The 21,127-nt window shown below is 67.8% G+C and carries 20 protein-coding genes; 14 read left to right on the top strand and 6 right to left on the bottom strand.

Annotated features, from left to right (window positions below; translation table 11 throughout):
- The first annotated feature begins 73 nt into the window (after nt 1-73).
- Nucleotides 74-694 (top strand): MlaC/ttg2D family ABC transporter substrate-binding protein, encoded by a 621-nt coding sequence (locus ACXJLU_RS10100; protein WP_457330426.1) that lies wholly within the window; start codon nt 74-76, stop codon nt 692-694.
- 7 nt (nt 695-701) lie between these two features.
- Nucleotides 702-986, top strand: a complete 285-nt coding sequence (locus ACXJLU_RS10095) for an STAS domain-containing protein (protein WP_457330423.1) — start codon at nt 702-704, stop codon at nt 984-986.
- A gap of 279 nt (nt 987-1,265) precedes the next feature.
- Here the strand turns inward: ACXJLU_RS10095 and ACXJLU_RS10090 are convergent, their stop codons facing one another.
- Both ACXJLU_RS10090 and zwf read right to left on the bottom strand, forming a co-directional pair.
- Nucleotides 1,266-2,135, bottom strand: coding sequence for a MurR/RpiR family transcriptional regulator (locus ACXJLU_RS10090; RefSeq protein ID WP_073467445.1), 870 nt, complete (start codon nt 2,133-2,135; stop codon nt 1,266-1,268).
- A 12-nt stretch (nt 2,136-2,147) separates the two neighbouring features.
- Nucleotides 2,148-3,593, bottom strand: a complete 1,446-nt coding sequence (gene zwf, locus ACXJLU_RS10085) for a glucose-6-phosphate dehydrogenase (RefSeq protein WP_073467444.1) — start codon at nt 3,591-3,593, stop codon at nt 2,148-2,150.
- A 240-nt stretch (nt 3,594-3,833) separates the two neighbouring features.
- Here zwf and tal point away from each other — a divergent pair, with 240 nt between their 5' ends.
- On the top strand, nt 3,834-4,784 hold the full coding sequence (gene tal, locus ACXJLU_RS10080) for a transaldolase (RefSeq protein WP_457330421.1): 951 nt from the start codon (nt 3,834-3,836) through the stop codon (nt 4,782-4,784).
- Nucleotides 4,781-6,382, top strand: a complete 1,602-nt coding sequence (gene pgi, locus ACXJLU_RS10075; protein ID WP_457330419.1) for a glucose-6-phosphate isomerase — start codon at nt 4,781-4,783, stop codon at nt 6,380-6,382. Before tal ends, pgi begins: the two co-directional genes overlap by 4 nt.
- 14 nt (nt 6,383-6,396) lie before the next feature.
- Here pgi and ACXJLU_RS10070 read toward each other — a convergent pair whose 3' ends face one another.
- Nucleotides 6,397-6,897 carry an outer membrane lipoprotein gene (locus ACXJLU_RS10070; protein ID WP_073467441.1) on the bottom strand — a complete coding sequence of 167 codons (501 nt, stop codon included), beginning with the start codon at nt 6,895-6,897 and terminating at the stop codon, nt 6,397-6,399.
- A gap of 82 nt (nt 6,898-6,979) precedes the next feature.
- A complete protein-coding gene (locus ACXJLU_RS10065; protein WP_073467440.1) occupies nt 6,980-7,537 on the bottom strand; it encodes an HNH endonuclease in 558 nt (185 codons plus the stop codon).
- A 301-nt stretch (nt 7,538-7,838) separates the two neighbouring features.
- Between ACXJLU_RS10065 and ACXJLU_RS10060 the strand changes: the two genes are divergently transcribed.
- The 9 genes from ACXJLU_RS10060 to ACXJLU_RS10020 are packed head-to-tail and all read left to right on the top strand — an operon-like array spanning nt 7,839 to nt 17,811.
- Nucleotides 7,839-8,525 (top strand): TetR/AcrR family transcriptional regulator, encoded by a 687-nt coding sequence (locus ACXJLU_RS10060; protein WP_457330416.1) that lies wholly within the window; start codon nt 7,839-7,841, stop codon nt 8,523-8,525.
- Between the two features lie 45 nt (nt 8,526-8,570).
- Nucleotides 8,571-10,361 (top strand): acyl-CoA dehydrogenase C-terminal domain-containing protein, encoded by a 1,791-nt coding sequence (locus tag ACXJLU_RS10055; RefSeq protein ID WP_457330414.1) that lies wholly within the window; start codon nt 8,571-8,573, stop codon nt 10,359-10,361.
- 52 nt (nt 10,362-10,413) lie between these two features.
- Nucleotides 10,414-10,857, top strand: a complete 444-nt coding sequence (locus ACXJLU_RS10050) for a DUF2147 domain-containing protein (RefSeq protein WP_457330412.1) — start codon at nt 10,414-10,416, stop codon at nt 10,855-10,857.
- 23 nt (nt 10,858-10,880) lie between these two features.
- Nucleotides 10,881-13,265, top strand: coding sequence for a 3-hydroxyacyl-CoA dehydrogenase/enoyl-CoA hydratase family protein (locus tag ACXJLU_RS10045; RefSeq protein WP_457330410.1), 2,385 nt, complete (start codon nt 10,881-10,883; stop codon nt 13,263-13,265).
- A gap of 24 nt (nt 13,266-13,289) precedes the next feature.
- Complete coding sequence (locus ACXJLU_RS10040; protein WP_457330408.1) at nt 13,290-14,486, top strand: acetyl-CoA C-acyltransferase; 1,197 nt, start codon at nt 13,290-13,292, stop codon at nt 14,484-14,486.
- A gap of 58 nt (nt 14,487-14,544) precedes the next feature.
- Complete coding sequence (locus ACXJLU_RS10035) at nt 14,545-15,429, top strand: alpha/beta hydrolase family protein (protein WP_457330406.1); 885 nt, start codon at nt 14,545-14,547, stop codon at nt 15,427-15,429.
- On the top strand, nt 15,426-16,190 hold the full coding sequence (locus ACXJLU_RS10030; protein WP_457330404.1) for an enoyl-CoA hydratase: 765 nt from the start codon (nt 15,426-15,428) through the stop codon (nt 16,188-16,190). The genes ACXJLU_RS10035 and ACXJLU_RS10030 overlap by 4 nt, the downstream gene beginning before the upstream one ends.
- 14 nt (nt 16,191-16,204) lie before the next feature.
- The gene (locus ACXJLU_RS10025) at nt 16,205-16,969 is read left to right on the top strand and encodes an SGNH/GDSL hydrolase family protein (RefSeq protein WP_457330402.1); all 765 of its coding nucleotides are present in this window, start codon (nt 16,205-16,207) and stop codon (nt 16,967-16,969) included.
- A complete protein-coding gene (locus tag ACXJLU_RS10020; RefSeq protein ID WP_457330400.1) occupies nt 16,966-17,811 on the top strand; it encodes an SDR family oxidoreductase in 846 nt (281 codons plus the stop codon). The genes ACXJLU_RS10025 and ACXJLU_RS10020 overlap by 4 nt, the downstream gene beginning before the upstream one ends.
- Nucleotides 17,812-17,814: 3 nt before the next feature.
- Here ACXJLU_RS10020 and ACXJLU_RS10015 read toward each other — a convergent pair whose 3' ends face one another.
- Both ACXJLU_RS10015 and ACXJLU_RS10010 read right to left on the bottom strand, forming a co-directional pair.
- On the bottom strand, nt 17,815-18,732 hold the full coding sequence (locus ACXJLU_RS10015; protein ID WP_457330398.1) for a delta(1)-pyrroline-2-carboxylate reductase family protein: 918 nt from the start codon (nt 18,730-18,732) through the stop codon (nt 17,815-17,817).
- Nucleotides 18,732-19,154 carry an acyl-CoA thioesterase gene (locus tag ACXJLU_RS10010; RefSeq protein WP_073467429.1) on the bottom strand — a complete coding sequence of 141 codons (423 nt, stop codon included), beginning with the start codon at nt 19,152-19,154 and terminating at the stop codon, nt 18,732-18,734. Before ACXJLU_RS10010 ends, ACXJLU_RS10015 begins: the two co-directional genes overlap by 1 nt.
- A gap of 43 nt (nt 19,155-19,197) precedes the next feature.
- Between ACXJLU_RS10010 and ACXJLU_RS10005 the strand changes: the two genes are divergently transcribed.
- A complete protein-coding gene (locus tag ACXJLU_RS10005; protein WP_457330396.1) occupies nt 19,198-21,021 on the top strand; it encodes an ABCB family ABC transporter ATP-binding protein/permease in 1,824 nt (607 codons plus the stop codon).
- The last annotated feature ends 106 nt before the right edge of the window (nt 21,022-21,127 follow it).

Below are 21,127 nucleotides of genomic sequence, written 5' to 3'. Positions count from 1 at the left end.
GGCGCAGACGCCGCGAACTCCGGTTACCGTGCCCGCACCGAGCTGCGAGGCTCTTCCCAGAAAGGAACCACAGATGCTCAGCCAACAAATCGTCAGATGGATCTCCGCCGCGACGCTCGCGGTCGCCAGTGCCACCGCCTTCGCGCAGCAGGCGCCGGACCAGCTCGTCAAGCAGGTGTCGTCCGAGGTGCTCGACGCCGCCAAGGCCGACAAGTCGATCCAGGCCGGTGACGTGAAGCAGGTCTCGGCGCTGGTCGAAGCCAAGGTGATGCCGCACGTCAACTTCCAGCGCATGACGGCTTCGGCGGTCGGCCGCTACTGGCGCCAGGCCACGCCCGAGCAGCAGAAGAAGCTGCAGGATGAGTTCAAGACGCTGCTGGTGCGCACGTATTCCGGTGCGCTGGCGCAGGTGCGTGACCAGACCGTGCAGCTGAAGCCGATGCGCTCGACGCCTGCAGACACCGAGGTGATCGTTCGCACCGAGATCCGCGGCAAGGGCGATCCGATCCAGCTCGACTACCGCCTCGAGAAGGCGGCCGACGGATGGAAGATCTATGACGTCAACGTGCTCGGCGTGTGGCTGGTCGAGAACTACCGCAACAGCTTCGCGCAGGAGATCGGTGCCGGCGGCATCGACGGCCTGATCGCCAAGCTGATCGAGCGCAACAAGTCGGCGGCCGCCGGCAAGAGCTGAGGCCCGCATGCTGCTGCTGCCCGACACCGTGACGACGCGCGAGGCCCGCGACACGCAGCGCATGCTGTCGCAGGCCTTGCAGCAGGAAGTGAAGACCCAGTCCGAGCCCACCGTGACGGTGGATGCCTCGGGCCTGGCGCAATTCGATTCGGCGGCGCTGGCGGTGCTGCTGGAATGCCAGCGCCTGGCCACGGCCTTCGGCAAGGGCTTCGCGGTGCGCAATGCACCGGCGAAGCTGGCTGAGCTGGCTCGGCTGTATGGTGTGGATGGGCTGTTGCTGAAGGCCTCTTAGGCGCGCCGCGCCGCGCAGACCCACCCGCTCTTGTTGGGGGGAAAAGATTGAAGTGACCGACAAGCATGCGAGCGCCGGCACGCTCGTCGGTCACTTCAGTCTTTTTCCCCCAAACACAGCACAGCGGTGCCCGCAAAGGCGCGGGTGGGGAGGCTGTGGAGCGCCAATCAGGACGGGTCAGCGGAGGGGAGTCATCGCCCCCCAAGGGGCGATGACCGACCCGGCCGGCGAGCCACAGCCTCCCCACCCGCGCCTTTGCCGCACTGAGAACCCGACAAGCTACTCAGCCTGCGCGTACCGCTTCGCCCGCAGATTCCGCTTGATCTCCTGCAGCATCGGCCGCAACTCGCTCCCCAGCCGCAGCGCGACGCCGGTGGTCAGGATGTCGATCACGATCAGGTGCAGCAGCCGCGACACCATCGGGCTGTAGCGGTCGTAGTCTTCCGGGTGATCGGCCGCCAGCAGGATCTGGTTGCTGCCCGACTGCCCGATCTGCGCCAGCGGCGAGCCGCTCGCGGTGATCACGATCGTCGTCGCGCCCTTCTTGCGCGCGATGTCAGCCACGTCGATCAGGTCGCGGCTGCGCCCGGAGTTCGAAATGATCACGACGCAATCGCCCGGCTGCAGCATCGTCGCGCTCATCACCTGCACATGGCCGTCGCTGATGGCCAGCGCATTGACGCCCAGCCGGAAGAACTTGTGCTGGGCGTCCTGCGCGACGATGCCCGAATTGCCGACACCATAGAACTCGATGCGCCGCCCACCGCGGCCGGCCTCGGTCAGCACCGTGATCGCGCGATCGAACGCCAGGCTGGCAGCGTCGTTGCGGTACTTCAGCAGCGCGCTGACCGCGTTGTCGATCACCTTGACGACGATGTCGCCCGGCTTGTCGTCTTCGTCGACCGCACGGTGCACGAAAGGCACGCCTTCGTTGACGCTGCCGGCCAGCTTGCGCTTGAAGTCGGCCAGCCCGTCGTAGCCGACGCTGCGGCAGAAGCGCACCACCGTCGGCTTGCTGACGTGCGCCCGGTCGGCCAGCTCAGTGACCGGCAGGCTCGCGAAGCTGCGGGCGTCGGCCAGCACCAGCTTCGCCACGCGCTGTTCCGCAGGGGGAAGCGCCGGAATCGAGGCGCGGATGCGGTCCAGCATGAAGTGTTCCGATTACTGTTCTTCGGACCACGCGAAGCCGTCGCGTGCGACCAGCGCGCTCGCGGCCGCCGGGCCCCAGGTGCCCGCCGCATAGGGGCGCGGGCCGGTGCTGTCCTTGCCCCAGGCGTCGAGGATCGGCTCGACCCAGCGCCAGGCCTGCTCCTGCTCGTCGCTGCGCACGAACAGGTTCAGCCGGCCGGCGATCGCGTCGAGCAGCAGCCGCTCGTAGGCGCCCACGCGGTTCTCGGCGAAGGCCTTGTCGAAGTCGAGGTCCAGCGACACCGGCGCCAGTTGCTCCTGCTGCCCGGCCCCCTTGGCGGCCAGCAGGTGCAGCTCGAGGCCGTCTTCCGGCTGCAGGTTGATCACCAGCTTGTTCGGCTGGTTGTGGCCCGGGAAGATGCTGTGCGGTGTCGGGCGGAAATTGACGACGATCTGTGCGTCGCGCGCGGCCAGCCGCTTGCCGGTGCGCAGGTAGAAGGGCACGCCGGCCCAGCGCCAGTTCTGCACCTCGGTGCGCAGCGCGACGAAGGTCTCGCACTGGCTGCCCGCGGGCACCTTGATCTCCTGCAGGTAGCCGACCACCGGCTGCCCGCCGGCCGTGCCGGCGCGGTACTGGCCGCGCACCACGTCGCGGCCGACGCTCTCTTCGGTGAACGGCTTCAGCGAGCGCAGCACCTTCAGCTTCTCGTCGCGGATCGCATCGGCATCGTTGCGCGACGGCGGCTCCATCGCGATCATCGTCAGCAGCTGCAGTGCGTGGTTCTGCACCATGTCGCGCAGCGCGCCGGTGCGGTCGTAGAAATCGCCACGCGTGCCGACGCCGATCGCCTCGGCCAGCGTGATCTGGATGTTGGCGATGCTCTCGCGGCGCCACAGCGGCTCGAACAGCGCATTGCCGAAGCGCAGCGCCATCAGGTTCTGCACCGACGGCTTGCCGAGGTAGTGGTCGATCCGGAAGGCCTGCGTCTCGCTGAACACCGAGCGCACCACGCGGTTGATCTCCTGCGCGCTCTGCAGGTCGTGGCCCAACGGCTTTTCAAGCACGACGCGGATGCGCGGCGTGTTCAGCCCGGCGACGCCGAGCTGCTCGCAGATCTGCGGAAAGAGATGCGGGCTGGTGGCGAGGTACAGCACCGCCGTGTCGGCATTGCGCTCCTCGATCCACTTCTTGAGCCCGGCGTAGTGCTCGGGCTGCGAGAGGTCCATGCGGCGGTAATGCAGCATGTCGGCGAAACGGGCGAACTCTTCATCGGTCGGGCGCTTGGCACCTTCGACCTCTTGAAAGCGCTCCTTCAGCCAGGCGCGGTACTTGTCGTCGCTCTGCTCGTCGCGGGCCACCGCCAGGATGCGGCCACCGGCCGGCAGCTTGCCGTGGCGGAAGGCCTGGAACAGGGCCGGCATCAGCTTGCGCCACGTCAGGTCGCCCGTGCCGCCGAAGAAAACGAGATCGAAAGACATGCCTTGCCTCAGTGGTGAAGTCGACGCAGGCGGTCGACGATGTAATTTAGTTTCACCGGGATGATGCCCAAGTTTCCGAGCAGCGTCAACGAAACCCGCCCCGCACGAGGGGCGCCTGAAGGTGCATCATGCGGCCGGTGGAACTTCGGGTTACGTTCTGAAAACAAACCGTCGTCGGCGTGCGCGCGTGTCACGCCAGCCGGGTTCTAATTTCCTTCCTGTGCTCAACAGCGTCTTGCCATGAATCAAATCGACCAGCTCAAGCAGTACACCGCCGTTGTCGCCGACACGGGCAACTTCAAGCAACTGGCGCAGTTCGCGCCGAAGGATGCGACGACCAACCCGTCGCTGATCCTGAAGGCGGTGCAGCACGCCGACTACGCGCCGCTGCTCAGCGAGACGGTGGCCCGGCACAAGAGCCTGCCGCTCGAGGGCATCGTCGACCAGGTGCTGGTGCGCTTCGGCCAGGAGATCCTGAAGGTGGTGCCGGGCCGGGTGTCGACCGAGGTCGATGCGCGGCTGAGCTTCGACACCGCCTGCAGCGTCGCGCGGGCGCGCCGCATCATCGAGCTGTACGAAGCCGCGGGCATCGGCCGCGAGCGGGTGCTGATCAAGCTCGCGTCCACCTGGGAAGGCATCCAGGCGGCGCGCATCCTGCAGCGCGACGGCATCAACTGCAACCTGACGCTGCTGTTCTCGTTCTGCCAGGCGGTGGCCTGCGGCGATGCCGGCGTCAAGCTGATCTCGCCCTTCGTCGGTCGCATCTACGACTGGTACAAGAAATCGGCCGGCAGCCAGTGGGACGAGGCGGCGAACGCCGGCGTCAACGACCCGGGCGTCAAGTCGGTGGCCCAGATCTACAACTACTTCAAGAAGTTCGGCATTGCCACCGAGGTGATGGGCGCGAGCTTCCGCAACGTCGGCCAGATCACCGCGCTCGCGGGCTGCGACCTGCTGACGATCAGCCCCGAGCTGCTCGCGCAGATGCAGGCGAGCGAAGCGCCGATCACCCGCCAGCTCGACCCGGCCAACGCGAAGGGCGCGAGCCTGCATGCGGCGACCTTCAACGAGCAGAGCTTCCGCTTCGCGCTGAACGACGACGCGATGGCCACCGAGAAGCTGGCCGAAGGCATCCGCGCCTTTGCGGTTGACGCCGGCAAGCTCGACAAGCTGATCGAGGGCCTGAAGTGAGCGGCTTCCCGCGCTGCGACCGCACCTCGGCCTGGGCCGCGCTGGCCGGGCACTTCGAGGCGCACGGCCGAGACTTCGACATCCGCGAGGCATTCGCGCGCGACGCGGACCGCTTCGCGTCGCTGAGCGTCGAGGCGCCGGAGATCTTCGCCGACCTGTCGAAGAACCGCGTCGACACCGCGACGCTGAAGTTCCTCGTCGACCTGGCGCGCGAATGCGGCATCGAGTCGCAGCGCGATGCGATGCTGCGCGGCGACCCGGTCAACGTCACCGAAGGTCGGGCGGTGCAGCACGTGGCCTTGCGCGCACCCGAAGGCGCATCGCCGTTCGGCCGCGAGGTGCACACGGTGCTCGACGCGATGCTCGGCTACGCCGAGACGGTGCGCGACACCGCGGCCAGCGGCATCCGGCATGTCGTCAACATCGGCATCGGCGGCTCCGACCTGGGCCCGCAGATGGTGGTGCCGGCGCTCGACACCTTCGTGCACCCGGGCCTCACGTTCCACTTCGTGTCGAACGTCGACGGCCACGACATCGCGCCGGTGCTGCGCCGGCTGAAGCCGCAGGAAACGCTCTTCATCATCGCGAGCAAGACCTTCACGACGCAAGAGACGATGGCCAACGCGCATGCCGCGAAGGCCTGGTTCCTGGCGCAGGGCGGCGAAGAGATCCACCAGCACTTCGTCGCGACCACCACCAACGTGAAGGCCGCGGCCGAGTTCGGCATCACCACCACCTTCGGCTTCTGGGACTGGGTGGGCGGGCGCTACTCGCTGTGGTCGGCGATCGGTCTGCCGATCGCGCTGGCGATCGGCGCCGACAACTTCCGCGGCCTGCTGGCCGGCGCGCACGCGATGGACGTTCATTTCGCGCAGGCGCCGCTCGAGAAGAACCTCCCGGTGCTGCAAGGCCTGATCGACGTCTGGTACCGCAACTTCCACCGCTTCACCAGCCGCAGCATGGCGCCGTACCACCAGGGCCTGAAGCGGCTGCCGGCCTACCTGCAGCAGCTCGAGATGGAGAGCAACGGCAAGCGCGTCGACATCGACGGTGAAGCGCTGCCGTTCGGCACCAGCCCGGTCGTGTGGGGCGAGCCCGGCACGAACGGCCAGCACGCCTACTTCCAGATGCTGCACCAGGGCACCGACGTGATCCCGGTCGAGTTCCTGCTCGTCAAGCGGCCGACGCATTCGCTGAGCGACCTGCACACCAAGCTGCTGGCCAACGGCCTCGCGCAGGCGCAGGCGCTGATGGTGGGCAAGACGACCGAGCAGGCAATGAAGGAGAAGGCGCCGACGGCCTCGGCCACGCTCGATGCGCTGACGCTCGCGAAGCACCGCACCTTCCCCGGCAACCGGCCCAGCACGACGCTGCTGCTCGACGAACTGACGCCGCGCAGCCTCGGCGCGCTGATCGCGCTGTTCGAGCACCGGGTGTTCGTCAGCGGTGCGCTGTGGCGCATCAACAGCTTCGACCAGTGGGGGGTCGAGCTCGGCAAGGCGCTGTGCAACGAACTGCTGCCGCGGCTCGCCTCGGGCGACACCACGGGGCTCGACGGTTCGACCGCCGGCTTGCTCACCCGCCTGCGCGGCGGATGAGCCGGTTCAGCGCATCAGCCTTGCGTTGACGGGGCGGCCGGCACCGGTGCCGGCTGCGTGACGGCCGGGGCGCGCATCACGCGCGTCTTGCCGTTCGTCGACACCAGGATCACCGGTTCGCCCGGTGTCAGCGTCTCCTTGCCCTTGGCCTGCACGATCGAGCGGCGTTCGCCGTTGCGCAGCTGCACCAGGATCTCGAGCGCTTCTTCGCGGGTGCCGGCACGCTCGATCGCGTTGCCGACCACCGCGCCGGCCACCGCGGCCAGCACGCCGACGGCCACCGCTTCGCGGTGCCCGCCGACCGACGCACCGGCGATGCCGCCGACCACGCCGCCGGTCACCGCACCGGCGCCGGATTGCGAGCCGTCAATCACGACCGACCGCACCGACAGCACGGTGGCGTCTTGAATTTGCGACAGGCGCTGCGCTTCATTGCGCGACACGACATCGGGGCTGCTGGTGGCGCAGGCACTCAAGGTGGCGGCAACGGCCACGGCGATCAAAAGCTTGTTCATGGGGTCACTCCTCGTTACTCATCTGCATGGACGAGTCGGCCGTGCGGTGAGTTCCGCGGCGGCGATGTAAAGAAAGCGGAAGTCAGATCCGCAGGCGGCTGTGCCGGGGCACGCTCGCCAGCAGGAACTCCATCTGGTCCGCGAGTATGCGCCGGCCGCGCAGGATCATGTCCTCGTGCAGGCTCGGCACGTAGGGCAGGTACATCAGCGACATGTGCGCTTCTTCCGGCATCCGGTTGCCCTTGTGGCCGTTGCAGGCCCGGCAGGCGGTGATGCAGTTCATCCAGCTGTCGACCCCGCCGCGCGAGGTCGGGATGATGTGCTCGCGGGTCAGGTCGTCCATGTGGAAACGCCCGGCGCAGTAGGCGCACACCTGCCGGTCGCGCGCGAAGAGCTTGGGGTTCGACAGCGCCGGCGTCTGGCGCCAGGCCCGGCTCGGGATCGCCCCGCGCACCGCGATGATCGGGTGCACCTCGATGCGCGATTGCAGGCCCGTGCGCCGCTGCATGCCGCCACGCAGCACATAGAACGCATCACCGAGCGTCCACGCGACACCGTCGCTGGCGTAGATGATGGCTGCCTCCTTCGCTGAAATCCACGACTGGGGCCGGCCGGACACATCGAGCTGGAGCACTTCCACGGATGATCTCCTTCCTCGGAGCGTAATCCATTCACTGCATTTCGCTCAACCGTGGCGCGAATACTGCAGTGCGTTGGCGCCACAAGCGCACGTTGTCACACGCGGATCACCGGAAGAGGCGATAACCCGTGGCCCGGGTTAACCCTTGGCGGCCGGCAGTGCCGTCGCTTTCTAGGCACTAAACCCTACAGAAACAGACGGCTTGCTCGAAATAGCAGCGCGTGATCTGCGCGGAACCTGCAAAATAGAACGACCGTTCGATTTTGTGGATGCACCCGTGAGCGACACAACCGATACACCCGTGAACACTGCAGCGCCCGTCACCGGTCGCGCGTCCCGCGATGTCTCGAAGACCCTGCAGAAGGGCCAGCAGACGCGGGCGACGATTCTCGAAGCCGCGCTCGGCCTGGCGTCTTCGATGGGGCTGGAAGGCCTGTCGATCGGGGCGCTGGCCGAGGTCACGCAGATGAGCAAGTCCGGCGTCTTCGCGCACTTCGGTTCCCGCGAGGAACTGCAGATCTCCGTGATCCGCGAGTATCACGCCAAGTTCGAGGAAGAAGTGTTTTTCCCTGCCGTGCGCGAGGCCAGGGGTTTGCCCCGCTTGCGTGCGCTGTTCGAGCGTTGGGTCAAGCGGGTGTCGATCGAGCTGGATTCGGGTTGCATCTACATCAGCGGTGCGGTCGAGTTCGACGACCGGCCGGGCCCCGTGCGCGATGCGCTCGCGACCATGGTGCAGGCCTGGCACACCGCGCTGGAGAAGGCGATCCGCATCGCGATCGACGAAGGCCAGCTGCGCACCGACACCGACCCGCTGCAGATGCTGTTCGAGATCCACGGCCTGATCCTCGCGCTGCACCACGACGCCCGCTTCCTGCGCATCCCCGGCGCGCTCGACCGCGCCCGCCATGCCTTCGAGCGCGTCGTCAGCTACTACGCGGTCGATACGGCCGCCGCCCCCGACAAGCTGGTGCGCGCTGCGCGCCGCTGAACCCCGATTTTTCGACTTTTCACTTCTTTCCCAGGAGTTTTTCCGATGGCTCAGTACACCCCTCCGTTGCGTGACATGCAGTTCCTGATGAGCGAAGTGCTGAACGTGGTCGACGAACTGAAGGCCTTGCCGGCGCATGCCGACATCGACCTCGACACGATCAACGCCGTGCTCGAAGAGGGCGGCAAGTTCGCATCGCAGGTGGTGTTCCCGCTGAACCAGAGCGGCGACGAAGAAGGCTGCACGCTCGACAAGAGCACGCACGAGGTCACCGCGCCGAAGGGCTTCAAGGAAGCCTACGCACAGTACGTCGAAGGCGGCTGGCCGGCGCTGAGCTGCGACCCGGCCTTCGGCGGCCAGGGCCTGCCGCACGTCGTGAACCAGTGCTTCTACGAGATGCTGAACTCGGCCAACCAGGCCTGGACCATGTACCCCGGCCTGTCGCACGGCGCCTACGAGGCGCTGCATGCGCACGGCACCGACGCGCAGAAGGCGTTGTACCTGCCGAAGCTGACCAGCGGCGTGTGGACCGGCACGATGTGCCTGACCGAGCCGCACTGCGGCACCGACCTCGGCCTGCTGCGCACGAAAGCCGAGCCCCAGGCCGACGGCACCTACAAGCTGACCGGCAACAAGATCTTCATCTCGGCCGGCGAGCACGACCTGGCCGAGAACATCATCCACCTGGTGCTGGCGCGCCTGCCGGACGCGCCGGCCGGCTCGAAGGGCATCTCGCTGTTCGCGGTGCCGAAGTTCAACGTCAATGCCGACGGCTCGATCGGTTCGCGCAACGGCATCTGGTGCGGCGGCCTCGAGCACAAGATGGGCATCCATGGCAATGCGACCGCGCAGATGGTGCTCGAAGGGGCCGTCGGCACGCTGGTCGGGCAGCCCAACAAGGGCCTCGCCGCGATGTTCGTGATGATGAACGCGGCCCGCCTGGGTGTCGGCATGCAGTCGCTGGGCCTGACCGAAGTGGCCTACCAGAACGCCGTGGCGTACGCGAAGGACCGCATCCAGATGCGCGCGCTGTCGGGCCCGAAGAACCCGGACAAGCCGGCCGACGCGATCATCGTGCACCCCGACGTGCGCAAGATGCTGCTGACCGCCCGCGCCTATGCCGAAGGCGGCCGGGCGCTCGCGATGTGGACCACGCTGCAGCTCGACAAGGAGCTGTCGTCCGACGACGAGGACGTGCGCAAGGATTGCGGCGACCTGGTCGCGCTGATCACGCCGATCATCAAGGCCTTCATCACCGACAACGGCTGGATCGCGACCTCGCATTGCATGCAGGTGTTCGGCGGCCATGGCTACATCAAGGAATGGGGCATGGAGCAGTACGTGCGCGATGCCCGCATCAACATGATCTACGAGGGCACCAACACGATCCAGTCGCTGGACCTGCTGGGCCGCAAGATCCTCTCCGACAACGGTGCCAAGCTGAAGAAGTTCGGCAAGCTGGTGCAGGAGTTCGTCGAGGAAGAGGGCACGAACGAGGCGATGCAGGAGTTCGTGAACCCGCTGGCCGAGCTGGGCGACAAGGTCACGAAGCTGACCACCGAGCTGGGCATGAAGGCCTTCGGCAACGCCGACGAAGTGGGCGCCGCGGCAGTCGACTACCTGCGCGTGGCCGGCCACCTGGTGTTCGCGTACTTCTGGGCCCGCATGGCGAAGGTCGCGCTTGAGAAGCTCGACGGCGGCGATCCGTTCTACAAGGCCAAGATCGCGACCGCGCGCTTCTACTTCGCGAAGCTGCTGCCCGAGACCGCGTCGTTGATCCGCACGGCGCGCTCGGGCCTGAAGCCGCTGATGGAAATGGACGAGGCGCTGTTCTGAGGCCTCGCGTTCCACCGCCATCGAATCAAAAACAATCAGGAGAGACAACGCGATGAAGAGACTGCTGCTGGCGCTGGCCGCCACGCTGACCCTGTCGAGCGCCTACGCGCAGAGCACGCCCGCGGGCCTGTGGAAGACGATCGACGACAGCACGAAGAAAGAGCGCTCGCTGGTGCGCATCGTCGACACCGACGGCGTGATCAGCGGCAAGCTCGAGAAGCTGCTCGACCCCGACGCGAAGCAGGACGCGGTCTGCGACGAATGCAGCGACGACCGCAAGGGCCAGCCGCTGGTCGGCCTGTCCATCATCCGCGGCGCGAAGAAGAGCGCCGACACCGACGGCCTGTGGGACGGGGGCACCATCCTCGACCCGGCCAACGGCAAGACCTACAAGCTGCGCCTGAAGCCGGTCGAGGGCGGCAAGAAGTTGGAAGTTCGAGGCTATGTCGGCGCGCCGCTGTTCGGGCGCACCCAGACCTGGATCCGGGTCGAGTAAATCAAAGTCAAAGGAGAAGAAACATGAGTCGCTTCAACGTCCGCAAGGTCGCCGTCCTCGGCGCCGGCGTGATGGGCGCGCAGATCGCCGCTCACCTGGTCAACGTCAAGGTGCCGGTCGTGCTGTTCGACCTGCCGGCCAAGGAAGGTCCGAAAAACGGCATCGTCACGAAGGCCGTCGAGGGCCTGAAGAAGCTGAAGCCGTCGCCGCTCGGCATTCCGGAAGACGCCGCGCTGATCCAGCAGGCCAACTACGAAGAGCACAGCGAGCTGCTGAAAGACTGCGACCTGATCATCGAGGCCATCGCCGAGCGCATGGACTGGAAGCTCGACCTGTACAAGAAGATCGCGCCCTTCATCGCGCCCCACGCGATCATCGCGAGCAACACCTCGGGCCTGTCGATCACCAAGCTGTCCGAGGTGCTGCCCGAAGAGATCAAGCCGCGCTTCTGCGGCATCCACTTCTTCAACCCGCCGCGGTACATGTACCTCGTCGAGCTGATCCCGACCCCGACGACGCGTCCGGAGATCCTCGACCAGCTCGAGACCTTCGTGACCACCGCGGTCGGCAAGGGCGTCGTGCGCGCAAAGGACACGCCGAACTTCATCGCCAACCGCGTCGGCATCGCCGGCATGCTGGCGACGATCAAGGAAGCCGAGAACTTCGGCCTGACGTACGACGTCGTCGACGACCTGACCGGCAAGAAGATGGGCCGTGCGAGCTCGGGCACCTTCCGCACCGCGGACGTGGTCGGCCTCGACACGATGGCGCACGTCGTCAAGACGCTGCAGGACAACCTGGCCGACGACCCATTCTTCCCCAGCTACGCGACGCCGCCGGTGCTGGCCAAGCTGATCGAGCAGGGCGCGCTGGGCCAGAAGAGCGGTGCCGGCTTCTACAAGAAGGTCGGCAAGGACATCCTGCGGCTCGACCCCGCCAAGGCCGACTATGTTCCGGCAGGCGGCAAGGCCGACGAGATCGTCGCGCGCATGCTGAAGAAGGCCGCGCCGGAGCGCCTGAAGCTGCTGCGCGAATCGACCAACCCGCAGGCGCAGTTCCTGTGGGCGATCCTGCGCGACAGCTTCCACTACGTCGCGGTGCACCTGGCCGACATCGCCGATTCGGCGCGCGAGGTCGACTTCGCGATGCGCTGGGGCTTCGGCATGCAGCAAGGCCCGTTCGAGCTGTGGCAGACCGCCGGCTGGAAGCAGGTCGCCGAGTGGGTCAAGGCCGACATCGACGCCGGCAAGGCACTGAGCAAGGCGCCGCTGCCCGCCTGGGTGTTCGACGGCCGCGACGGTGTTCACACCGCCGAAGGCTCGTGGAGCGCGGCGCTGAACAAGTACATCCCGGGCAGCACGCTGCCGGTGTATGCGCGCCAGCACTTCCCCGAGGCGGTGCTTGGCTCGGGTGCGACCGATCCGCTGAAGGCCGGCACGCAGGAGTTCAAGAACGACGAAGTGCGCGTCTGGTCGCTCGACGGCGAGGTGCTGATCGCCAGCATCACCGCGAAGCTGCACCTGATCAGCCCGACCGTCACCGAAGGCCTGCTGAAGGCGGTGGAGATCGCCGAGGCCAAGTACAAGGGCCTGGTGATCTGGTCGCCCGATGACGTGTTCTCGGCCGGTGCCAACCTCGAGGCGCTGATGCCGGTGTTCATGAAGAGCGGCGCCAAGGGCATCGCGCCCGAAGAGAAGAAGCTGCAGGACGCGATGCTGCGCATCCGCTACGCGCAAGTGCCCGTTGTCTCGGCGATCCGCGGCATCGCGCTGGGCGGTGGCTGCGAGCTGTCGGTGTATTCCGCCAAGCGCGTCGCGGCAATGGAAAGCTACATGGGCCTGGTGGAAGTGGGCGTCGGCCTGATCCCGGGCGGCGGTGGTCTCGCGTACATCGCGCGCCGCGCGGCCGAGATGGCGAGCGCCGCGAACGCGAACGCCGACATCCTGAAGTTCCTGACCGACGGCTTCACGAACGCCGCGATGGCCAAGGTCGGCACCAGCGCGATCGAGAGCCGCAAGCTCGGCTACCTGTTGTGGAGCGACGTGATCGTTCCGAACAAGGACGAGCTGCTGTTCGTCGCGATCCAGCAGGCCAAGGCGATGTTCGAGAGCGGCTACCGCGCACCGGCGAAGACGCTGTTCCCGGTGGCCGGCCGCAACGCCATCGCGACCATCAAGGCGCAGCTCGTCAACATGCGCGACGGTGGCTTCATCAGCGCGCACGACTTCCACATCTCGGCGCTGATCGCCGACGTGGTGTGCGGCGGCGATGTCGATGCCGGCTCGCTGGTCAGCGAGGAGTACCTGATGGCGCTGGAGCGCAAGCACTTCTGCGGGCTGCTGGAACATCCGAAGAGCCAGGAACGCATCATGGGCATGCTGCAGACCGGCAAGCCTGTTCGTAATTGACGGCAACTGAACGGAGCAAAGAACATGAGCAAGCAAGTGCAAGACGCGTACATCGTCGCCGCCACCCGCACCCCGATCGGCCGCTCCGGCCGGGGCTACTTCAAGAACACCCGCCCGGACGACCTGCTGGTCACCGCGATCCGCAGCGCGATGGCCCAGGTGCCGACGCTGGACCCGAAGGCCATCGAGGACGCCATCATCGGCTGCTCGTTCCCCGAGGGCGAGCAGGGCATGAACATGGCCCGCATCGCGGTCGCGCTGGCCTTTGCGCACCCGGTGGGCGGCGTGACGGTGAACCGCTTCTGCGCGTCGGGCGTCACCGCGATCCAGATGGCGGCCGACCGCATCCGCGTCGGCGAGGCCGATGTGCTGATCGCCGGCGGTGCCGAGTCGATGAGCCTGGTGCCGATGGGCGGCAACAAGCCGTCGTTCAACCCGCAGGTGTTCGCCAAGGACGAGAACGTCGGCATTGCGTACGGCATGGGCCTGACGGCCGAACGGGTCGCCGCGCAATGGAAGGTCAGCCGCGAGGCGCAGGACGCGTTCGCGTACGAATCGCACATGCGCGCGCTGAAGGCGCAGAAGGCGGGCGAGTTCACCGACGAGATCACGCCGATCGAGATCGTCGAGCGCTTCCCGAACCTGCTGACCGGCGAACAGGGCGTGAAGACCCGCACCGTGAGCCTCGACGAAGGCCCGCGCGCCGACACCTCGCCGGAAGGCCTGGCCAAGCTGAAGGCGGTGTTCGCCGCCAAGGGCAGCGTGACGGCCGGCAACAGTTCGCAGACGAGTGATGGCGCGGGTGCGCTGATCCTCGCGAGCGAGAAGGCCGTCAAGCAGTACGACCTGAAGCCGCTGGCCCGCTTCGTCAGCTTCGCCGCGCGCGGCGTGCCGCCGGAGATCATGGGGATCGGCCCGATCGAGGCGATCCCGGCCGCGCTGCGCTACGCCGGCCTGAGCCTGAAGGACATGGACTGGATCGAGCTGAACGAGGCGTTCGCCGCGCAGTCGCTGGCGGTGATCAACAGCGTCGGGCTCGACCCGGCCAAGGTGAACCCGATGGGCGGCGCGATCGCGCTGGGCCATCCGCTGGGCGCCACCGGTGCGATCCGTGCCGCGACGGTGATCCACGCGCTGCGTCGCCACAACCTGAAGTACGGGATGGTGACGATGTGCGTGGGAACGGGTCAGGGCGCCGCCGGCATCTTCGAACGCGTCTGATCTCTCTCGGACAAGCCCGCCGCAGAGCGGGCTTTGTTTTCACCGCCAGGAGGTGAGCATGGAGACGAGGCAACTCACGGCCGACGACGGCAGCCGCCTGTCGCTGCGCCTGTACCCGTCGACCGGCACCGCGAAAGCCGCGGTGCTGATCGGCGGCGCGATGGGCGTGCGGCAGGACTACTACCAGCCGTTCGCGCAATGGCTGGCCGGGCAGGGCTACGCGATCGCGACCTTCGACTACCGCGGCATGGGCGAGTCGCGCATGACGCCGTCGCTGCGCGGCCTGAAGGCCGACCTGTTCAGCTGGGCCCGCGACTACGACAGCGCGATCGACGCGCTGCGCGAGGCCGCGCCCGGTGTGCCGCTCTACCTCGTCGGCCACAGCCTGGGTGCGCAGCTGCCCGGCCTGCTGCGCAACCACGCGCAGGTCGACGGCCTGATCTCGGTGGCGGCCGGCAGCGGCTACTGGCGCGACAACGCGCCGCCGCTGCGCCGCACGGTCCTGTACTTCTGGTACCTGCTGGTACCGGTCGCGACCGCGCTGTTCGGCTACTTCCCCGGCAAGCGGCTGCGCAAGGTCGGCGACCTGCCGAAGGGCGTGATGCTGCAATGGCGGCGCTGGTGCCTGCACCCGCGCTACCACGTCGGGGCCGAGGGCACGGCGGTGCGCGAGCAGTTCGAGGCGGCGCGCTTCCCGCTGGTCGCGCTGTCGATCACCGACGACGAACTGATGACCGAGCGCGGCACCCGTGTGCTGGTCGACTGCTACCCGAACGCGCCGCGCCGCATCGAGCGCATCGCGCCGGCCGACGTGCAAGCGAAGCGCATCGGGCATTTCGGGCTGTTCCGCGAGCAGTTCCAGGCGACACTCTGGCCGCGCATGACGGCCTTGCTGCAAGGCTTCGGCCCTGCCTCACTGCACACGATGAAGGAGACGACATGAGCATCAAGACCGCCGTGCTGAACGGCGTATTCACGATCGAGATCGCGCGCCCCGAGAAGAAGAACGCGATCACCATCGACATGTACCAGGCGATGGCCGACGGCCTGAAGGCCGCGCAGGCCGACGGCGCGGTGCGCGCGGTGCTGATCACCGGCCAGCCCGGCATCTTCACCTCGGGCAACGACCTCGAAGACTTCATGAAGCGCCCGCCGAGCGGCCAGGACTCGCCGGTGTTCCAGTTCATGCAGGCGCTGAACGGCTGCGAGAAGCCGGTGGTGGCCGCCGTCACCGGCGCCGCGATCGGCATCGGCACCACGATGCTGCTGCACTGCGACCTGGTCTACGTGGCCGACGAGGCGCGCCTCGCGATGCCGTTCGTCAGCCTGGGCCTGGTGCCGGAGTTCGCGTCCAGCCTGGTGGTGCCGCAGCTGGTGGGCCGCGTGAAGGCGGCCGAGAAGATCCTGCTCGGCGAGCCGTTCACCGGTGCCGAGGCGGTCGAGATGGGCATCGCCAACGCGGTGCTGCCGACCGCCGAGGTCGCGCCGCACGCCCGCCGCATCGCCGAGCGCTTCAACGCGCTGCCGCCGGGCGCCGTGCGCGACACGAAGAAGCTGCTGCGCCGCGCCGGCAGCGAGAGCACGCTGCAGGCCATCCAGGCCGAAGCGGCGATCTTCGCCGAGCGGCTCACCAGCCCCGAGGCACGCGAGGCCTTCAGCGCGTTCTTCCAGAAGCGCAAGCCCGATTTCTCGCAGTTCAGCTGAAGACGGCCCGGTCGATGCTCACCGCGGCCAAGGTGCTGCTGTCGCCGTTGCTGCTGTGGCAGGGTGCCCGCGTGCGGCGTCTCGCGCTGCGCCTGCCCGAGGCCGAAGGCTCGCGCGAGGGCGTGGCCGGCACCGGCCGCGTGCGCATGCGCGTGTTGATCGTCGGCGATTCGTCGGCGGCCGGTGTCGGCGCGCCGACGCAGGGCCAGGCGCTGGCCGGCCGGCTCAGCGAGGCCTTGTCGCAGCGGCTGGGCGGTGCGGTCGTGTGGCAGCTGGTCGCGCACACCGGCGACACCACGCGCGACGCGCTGATCGCGCTGGAGAGCGCGGCGTTGCACCCGGCCGACGTGATGGTCACCGCGCTCGGCGTCAACGACGTCATCTCGCAGGTGCCGGTGCGGCGCTGGCTGGCCCAGCTCGACGAACTCGACGGCGTCGCGATCCGGCGGGCCGGCGTGCGCCAGGTCGTGCACAGCGGCGTGCCGCCCATCCATTCGTTCCCGCTGCTGCCGAACCCGCTGCGCTGGGTGCTCGGCGCCGACGCGCGGCGCTACAACCGGGCGCTCGCCGACTGGATCAAGCGCTGGCCCGACCGCTGGTGGCTGCCGGTGCCGTTCGAGAACGAGCGCATGTCCGACAGCATCCTGATGGCCGATGACGGCTTCCATCCCGGCCCGGCGGTGTATGCGCTGTGGGCCGAACAACTGGCCGGCATGATCGCGACCGAGCTCGCGCCGCGCCTGCCGGCCACCACCCCCACGCGGAGACAGACCCCATGAGCCAGAACCACCAGACCTTGGCGGGCAAGACCTTGTTCATCACCGGCGCGTCGCGCGGCATCGGCCTTGCGATCGCGAAGCGCGCCGCAGCCGATGGCGCGCGCATCGTGATCGCGGCCAAGACGACCGAGGCCAACCCGAAGCTGCCGGGCACCATCCATTCGGCCGCCGCCGAGATCGAGGCCGCCGGTGGGCAGGCGCTGCCGGTGCAGACCGACATCCGTGACGAAGCCAGCGTGCTGGCGGCGGTGGAGCAGGCGGTGGCGCGCTTCGGTGGCATCGACATCCTGATCAACAACGCGAGCGCGATCAGCCTGACGCCGACGACGGCCACGCCGATGAAGCGCTTCGACCTGATGTTCGGCGTCAACGTGCGCGGCACCTACCTGGTGACGCAGGCCTGCCTGCCGCACCTGGCGAAGGCCGCGCAGGCCGGGCGCAACCCGCACGTGCTGAACATGTCGCCGCCGCTGTCGATGCGCGAGCGCTGGTTCAGCCCGCACGTCGCTTACACGATGGCCAAGTACGGCATGAGCGAATGCACGCTGGGGCACGCGGGCGAGTTCCGGCCGCTGGGCATCGGCGTCAACAGCTTGTGGCCGCGCACCGCGATCGCGACGGCGGCGCTGCAGATGATCCCGGGCGCCGACATCGCGCGCTGCCGCACGCCGGAGATCCTGGCCGATGCGGCGTACCTGGTGCTGACCAGCGATGCGCGGCAGACGACGGGGAACTTCTTCATCGATGACGAGCTGCTGGCGCGGCATGGGGTCACCGACCTCGAGAAGTACAGCGTGACGCCGGGGACGACGGAGTTCGTGCCGGACTTCTTCGTGGATTGAGGTTCAACAGGCGCTCAGCCGGTCCCACGCAAACCGCGCCGCGGCAAGATCCCACGCCGCGCTGCCGACGCTCTTGAACACCACCGGCGCATCGCCGGCATCGGCAAGCTCCGCGGCCTGCGCCAGCCCCCGCACCTTCGACCAATCGACGCCCGCCTGGATCAGGTCGCCCGCCTCTTCCTTCGCCCCGTCGAGGTCGTCGACCACCAGCGCGGCCCGCCGCACCAGCGCCGCCGGCAGCTCGCACATCGCCGGCGTGAACGCGCCGACCGCGAACACGCGTGCGCCGGGGCGCAACGCATCGGGGATCACCGCCGACCGGCTCGTCGTCGCGGTGACGATCAACCCGCAACGGCCGATCTCGGCGCCGATGTCGTCGACCGGATGCGCCGTCACCCCCTGCGCCGCGAGCGCCGCGACCAACGCGTCTGCCGACATGCGCGAACGCGCCGCCACGCCGATCCACGCCGGCGCCAGCACCGCATCGAAGGCCAGCCCATGCGCCAGCGCCTGCGCGCCGGCACCGACGATCAGCAAGCGTTCGCCGGCCGGCACCTTCAACGCCAAGGCCGCGGCCAACGACACCGCCGCGGTGCGCCGCGCCGTCACGGTGACGCCATCGAACATCGCAAGCCGCTCGCCGGTCGCGCGGGCCATCAGCAGCACCTCGCCCTGCACGCGCTCGCGCCCGAGCGCCGGGTTGCCATGGTTCACCGTCACCAGCTTGACGCTCGCGTAGTGCGCATCGCTGGCCGGCATCAGCAACAGCCTGTCGTCGCCCGACAGCGCGAAGCTGCTGCGCACCGGCGCCTGCAGCCGGCCTTCATCGCGTTCGATCGCCGCGCGCATGACCGCATCGGCCAGCGGCCGCCACGGCAGCAGGGCGGCCGTCTGCGCCGCATCGATCAGGCGCATCGCCATCAGTCGCGCGGAATCACCCGCGGTTGCCCGTCGCGGTCGATCGCGACATAGGTCAGGTTCGCCTCGGTGACCTTCACGACCTTCAGGTCGGCCGGGTTGCGCTCGGCATAGACCTCGACGTGCACCGTGATCGAGGTGCGCCCGATGCGATCGACCCGGGCATAGAAGCTCAGCAGGTCGCCGATCGACACCGCCTGCTTGAACACGAACTCGTTGACGGCGACCGTCACGACGCGGCCCTTCGCGACGCGCGCCGGCAGCACCGAGCCGGCGAGGTCGACCTGGGCCATGATCCAGCCGCCGAAGATGTCGCCGTTGCTGTTCGAATCGGCCGGCATCGGCATCACGCGCAGCACCAGATCGAGGTCTTTCGGCAGCGTGACCGCCAATGCGGGGTCATGCTGCGGCTGGCTTGTATTCATACTGGGCGCCTTCACCTGGGTTCAACCCCACGATTCTTCCACGATGCGATCCCTCTCGACCCCTGTTCCGACGCCCGATGCCGTGACACCTGCCGCACCGCGAACCGATGCGGCCACGCTGCGCAAGCTGCTGCCCTACCTGTGGCGCTACCGTTGGCGGGTCGGGATCGCGCTCAGTTTCATGATCGCCGCCAAGCTGGCCAACGTCGGCGTGCCCTTGCTGCTGAAGCAACTGGTCGACAGCCTGTCGATCAAGCCGGGCGACCTCCAGGCGGTGCTGGTGGTGCCGATCGGGCTGCTGGCGGCCTACGGGCTGCTGCGGCTGTCGACCTCGCTGTTCACCGAGCTGCGCGAGCTGATCTTCGCGAAGGCCACCGAGGGCACCGCGCGCAGCATCTCGCTGAACGTGTTCCGCCACCTGCATGCGCTGAGCCTGCGCTTTCACCTCGAGCGCCAGACCGGCGGCATGACGCGCGACATCGAGCGCGGCACGCGCGCGGTGCATTCGCTGATCTCGTATTCGATCTACAGCATCGTGCCGACGCTGGTCGAGATGGTGCTCGTGCTGACGCTGCTGGCCGTCAAGTTCGACGCCTGGTTCGCGTGGATCACGCTGGCGGCGCTGGCGGTGTACATCAGCTTCACGGTCGTGTTCACCAACTGGCGCACGCAGTTCCGCAAGCAGATGAACGAGCTCGATTCGACCGCGCATTCGCGCGCGATCGACTCGCTGCTGAACTACGAGACCGTCAAGTACTTCAACAACGAGGACTTCGAGGCGCGCCGCTACGACGAGAGCCTGGAGCGGCTGCGCCGCGTCGCGCTGAAATCGCAGGCCACGCTGTCGATGCTGAACACCGGGCAGCAGCTGATCATCGCGGCGGGCCTGGTCGCGATGCTGTGGCGCGCGACGCAGGGCGTGGTGGCCGGCCACATGACGCTCGGCGACCTGGTGATGATCAACGCCTTCATGATCCAGCTCTACATCCCGCTGAACTTCCTCGGCGTGATCTACCGCGAGATCAAGCAGAGCCTGACCGACCTCGACAAGATGTTCGCGCTGCTCGAGCGCGAACGCGAGATCGCCGACACGCCGGGCGCATTGCCGTTGCAGGTGCCGCACGGGCAGCTGCGCTTCGACCACGTCGATTTCTCGTATGAGCCGGACCGGCAGATCCTGCACGACGTGAGCTTCGAGATCCCGGCCGGCAAGACGGTGGCGGTGGTCGGCCCGTCGGGCTCGGGCAAGAGCACGCTCGCGCGGCTGCTGTACCGCTTCTACGACGTGCAGGGCGGCGTGATCACGATCGACGGGCAGGACCTGCGCTCGGTCACGCAAAGCAGCGTGCGCCAGCGCATCGGCATCGTTCCGCAGGACACGGTGCTGTTCAACGACAGCGTGGCCTACAACATCGCCTATGGCCGGCCGGGTGCGACGCAGGCCGAGATCGAGGGCGCGGCGCGCGCGGCGCGCATCCACGACTTCATCGTGTCGACGCCGAAGGGTTACGAGACGACGGTCGGCGAGCGCGGGCTGAAGCTGAGCGGCGGCGAGAAGCAGCGCGTCGCGATCGCGCGCACGCTGCTGAAGGACCCGCCGATCATGATCTTCGACGAGGCCACCTCGGCGCTCGACTCGGCCAACGAACGCGCCATCCAGGCCGAGCTGCAGGGCGTCGCGCGCAACAAGACGGCGCTGGTCATCGCGCACCGGCTGTCGACCGTCGTCGATGCGCACCAGATCCTGGTGATGGAGCAGGGCCGCATCGTCGAGCGCGGCACGCATGCGCAGTTGTTGGCACTCGACGGCCGCTATGCCGACATGTGGCGCCTGCAGCAAAGCAGCACCGAAGACGCGCTGGCGTGACATCGTTCCAGCCCCATGATCGCGGCTGTAGGACAGTCGCGAAGGTTCCGGACCGTTTCGTGAAAAACGAGCGTGAAGTCTGGGTCAATTGTGAACAATCGTTACG

The organism is Rhizobacter sp. P5_C2 (assembly GCF_054049715.1).
The sequence above is the reverse complement of the archived record's forward strand: the minus strand, read 5'-3'. Positions and strand labels throughout refer to the sequence as shown.

Bases quoted from the DNA above. Each gene is read 5' to 3' on its own strand.
- ACXJLU_RS10025 (WP_457330402.1), top strand. From the start codon at position 16,205: ATGCTCACCGCGGCCAAGGTGCTGCTGTCGCCGTTGCTGCTGTGGCAG.
- ACXJLU_RS10015 (WP_457330398.1), bottom strand. From the start codon at position 18,732: ATGGCGATGCGCCTGATCGATGCGGCGCAGACGGCCGCCCTGCTGCCG.
- tal (WP_457330421.1), top strand. From the start codon at position 3,834: ATGAATCAAATCGACCAGCTCAAGCAGTACACCGCCGTTGTCGCCGAC.
- ACXJLU_RS10070 (WP_073467441.1), bottom strand. From the start codon at position 6,897: ATGAACAAGCTTTTGATCGCCGTGGCCGTTGCCGCCACCTTGAGTGCC.
- ACXJLU_RS10020 (WP_457330400.1), top strand. From the start codon at position 16,966: ATGAGCCAGAACCACCAGACCTTGGCGGGCAAGACCTTGTTCATCACC.
- ACXJLU_RS10090 (WP_073467445.1), bottom strand. From the start codon at position 2,135: ATGCTGGACCGCATCCGCGCCTCGATTCCGGCGCTTCCCCCTGCGGAA.
- ACXJLU_RS10005 (WP_457330396.1), top strand. From the start codon at position 19,198: ATGCGATCCCTCTCGACCCCTGTTCCGACGCCCGATGCCGTGACACCT.
- ACXJLU_RS10010 (WP_073467429.1), bottom strand. From the start codon at position 19,154: ATGAATACAAGCCAGCCGCAGCATGACCCCGCATTGGCGGTCACGCTG.
- ACXJLU_RS10045 (WP_457330410.1), top strand. From the start codon at position 10,881: ATGAGTCGCTTCAACGTCCGCAAGGTCGCCGTCCTCGGCGCCGGCGTG.
- ACXJLU_RS10050 (WP_457330412.1), top strand. From the start codon at position 10,414: ATGAAGAGACTGCTGCTGGCGCTGGCCGCCACGCTGACCCTGTCGAGC.
- ACXJLU_RS10040 (WP_457330408.1), top strand. From the start codon at position 13,290: ATGAGCAAGCAAGTGCAAGACGCGTACATCGTCGCCGCCACCCGCACC.
- ACXJLU_RS10055 (WP_457330414.1), top strand. From the start codon at position 8,571: ATGGCTCAGTACACCCCTCCGTTGCGTGACATGCAGTTCCTGATGAGC.
- ACXJLU_RS10030 (WP_457330404.1), top strand. From the start codon at position 15,426: ATGAGCATCAAGACCGCCGTGCTGAACGGCGTATTCACGATCGAGATC.
- ACXJLU_RS10095 (WP_457330423.1), top strand. From the start codon at position 702: ATGCTGCTGCTGCCCGACACCGTGACGACGCGCGAGGCCCGCGACACG.
- ACXJLU_RS10100 (WP_457330426.1), top strand. From the start codon at position 74: ATGCTCAGCCAACAAATCGTCAGATGGATCTCCGCCGCGACGCTCGCG.
- ACXJLU_RS10035 (WP_457330406.1), top strand. From the start codon at position 14,545: ATGGAGACGAGGCAACTCACGGCCGACGACGGCAGCCGCCTGTCGCTG.
- zwf (WP_073467444.1), bottom strand. From the start codon at position 3,593: ATGTCTTTCGATCTCGTTTTCTTCGGCGGCACGGGCGACCTGACGTGG.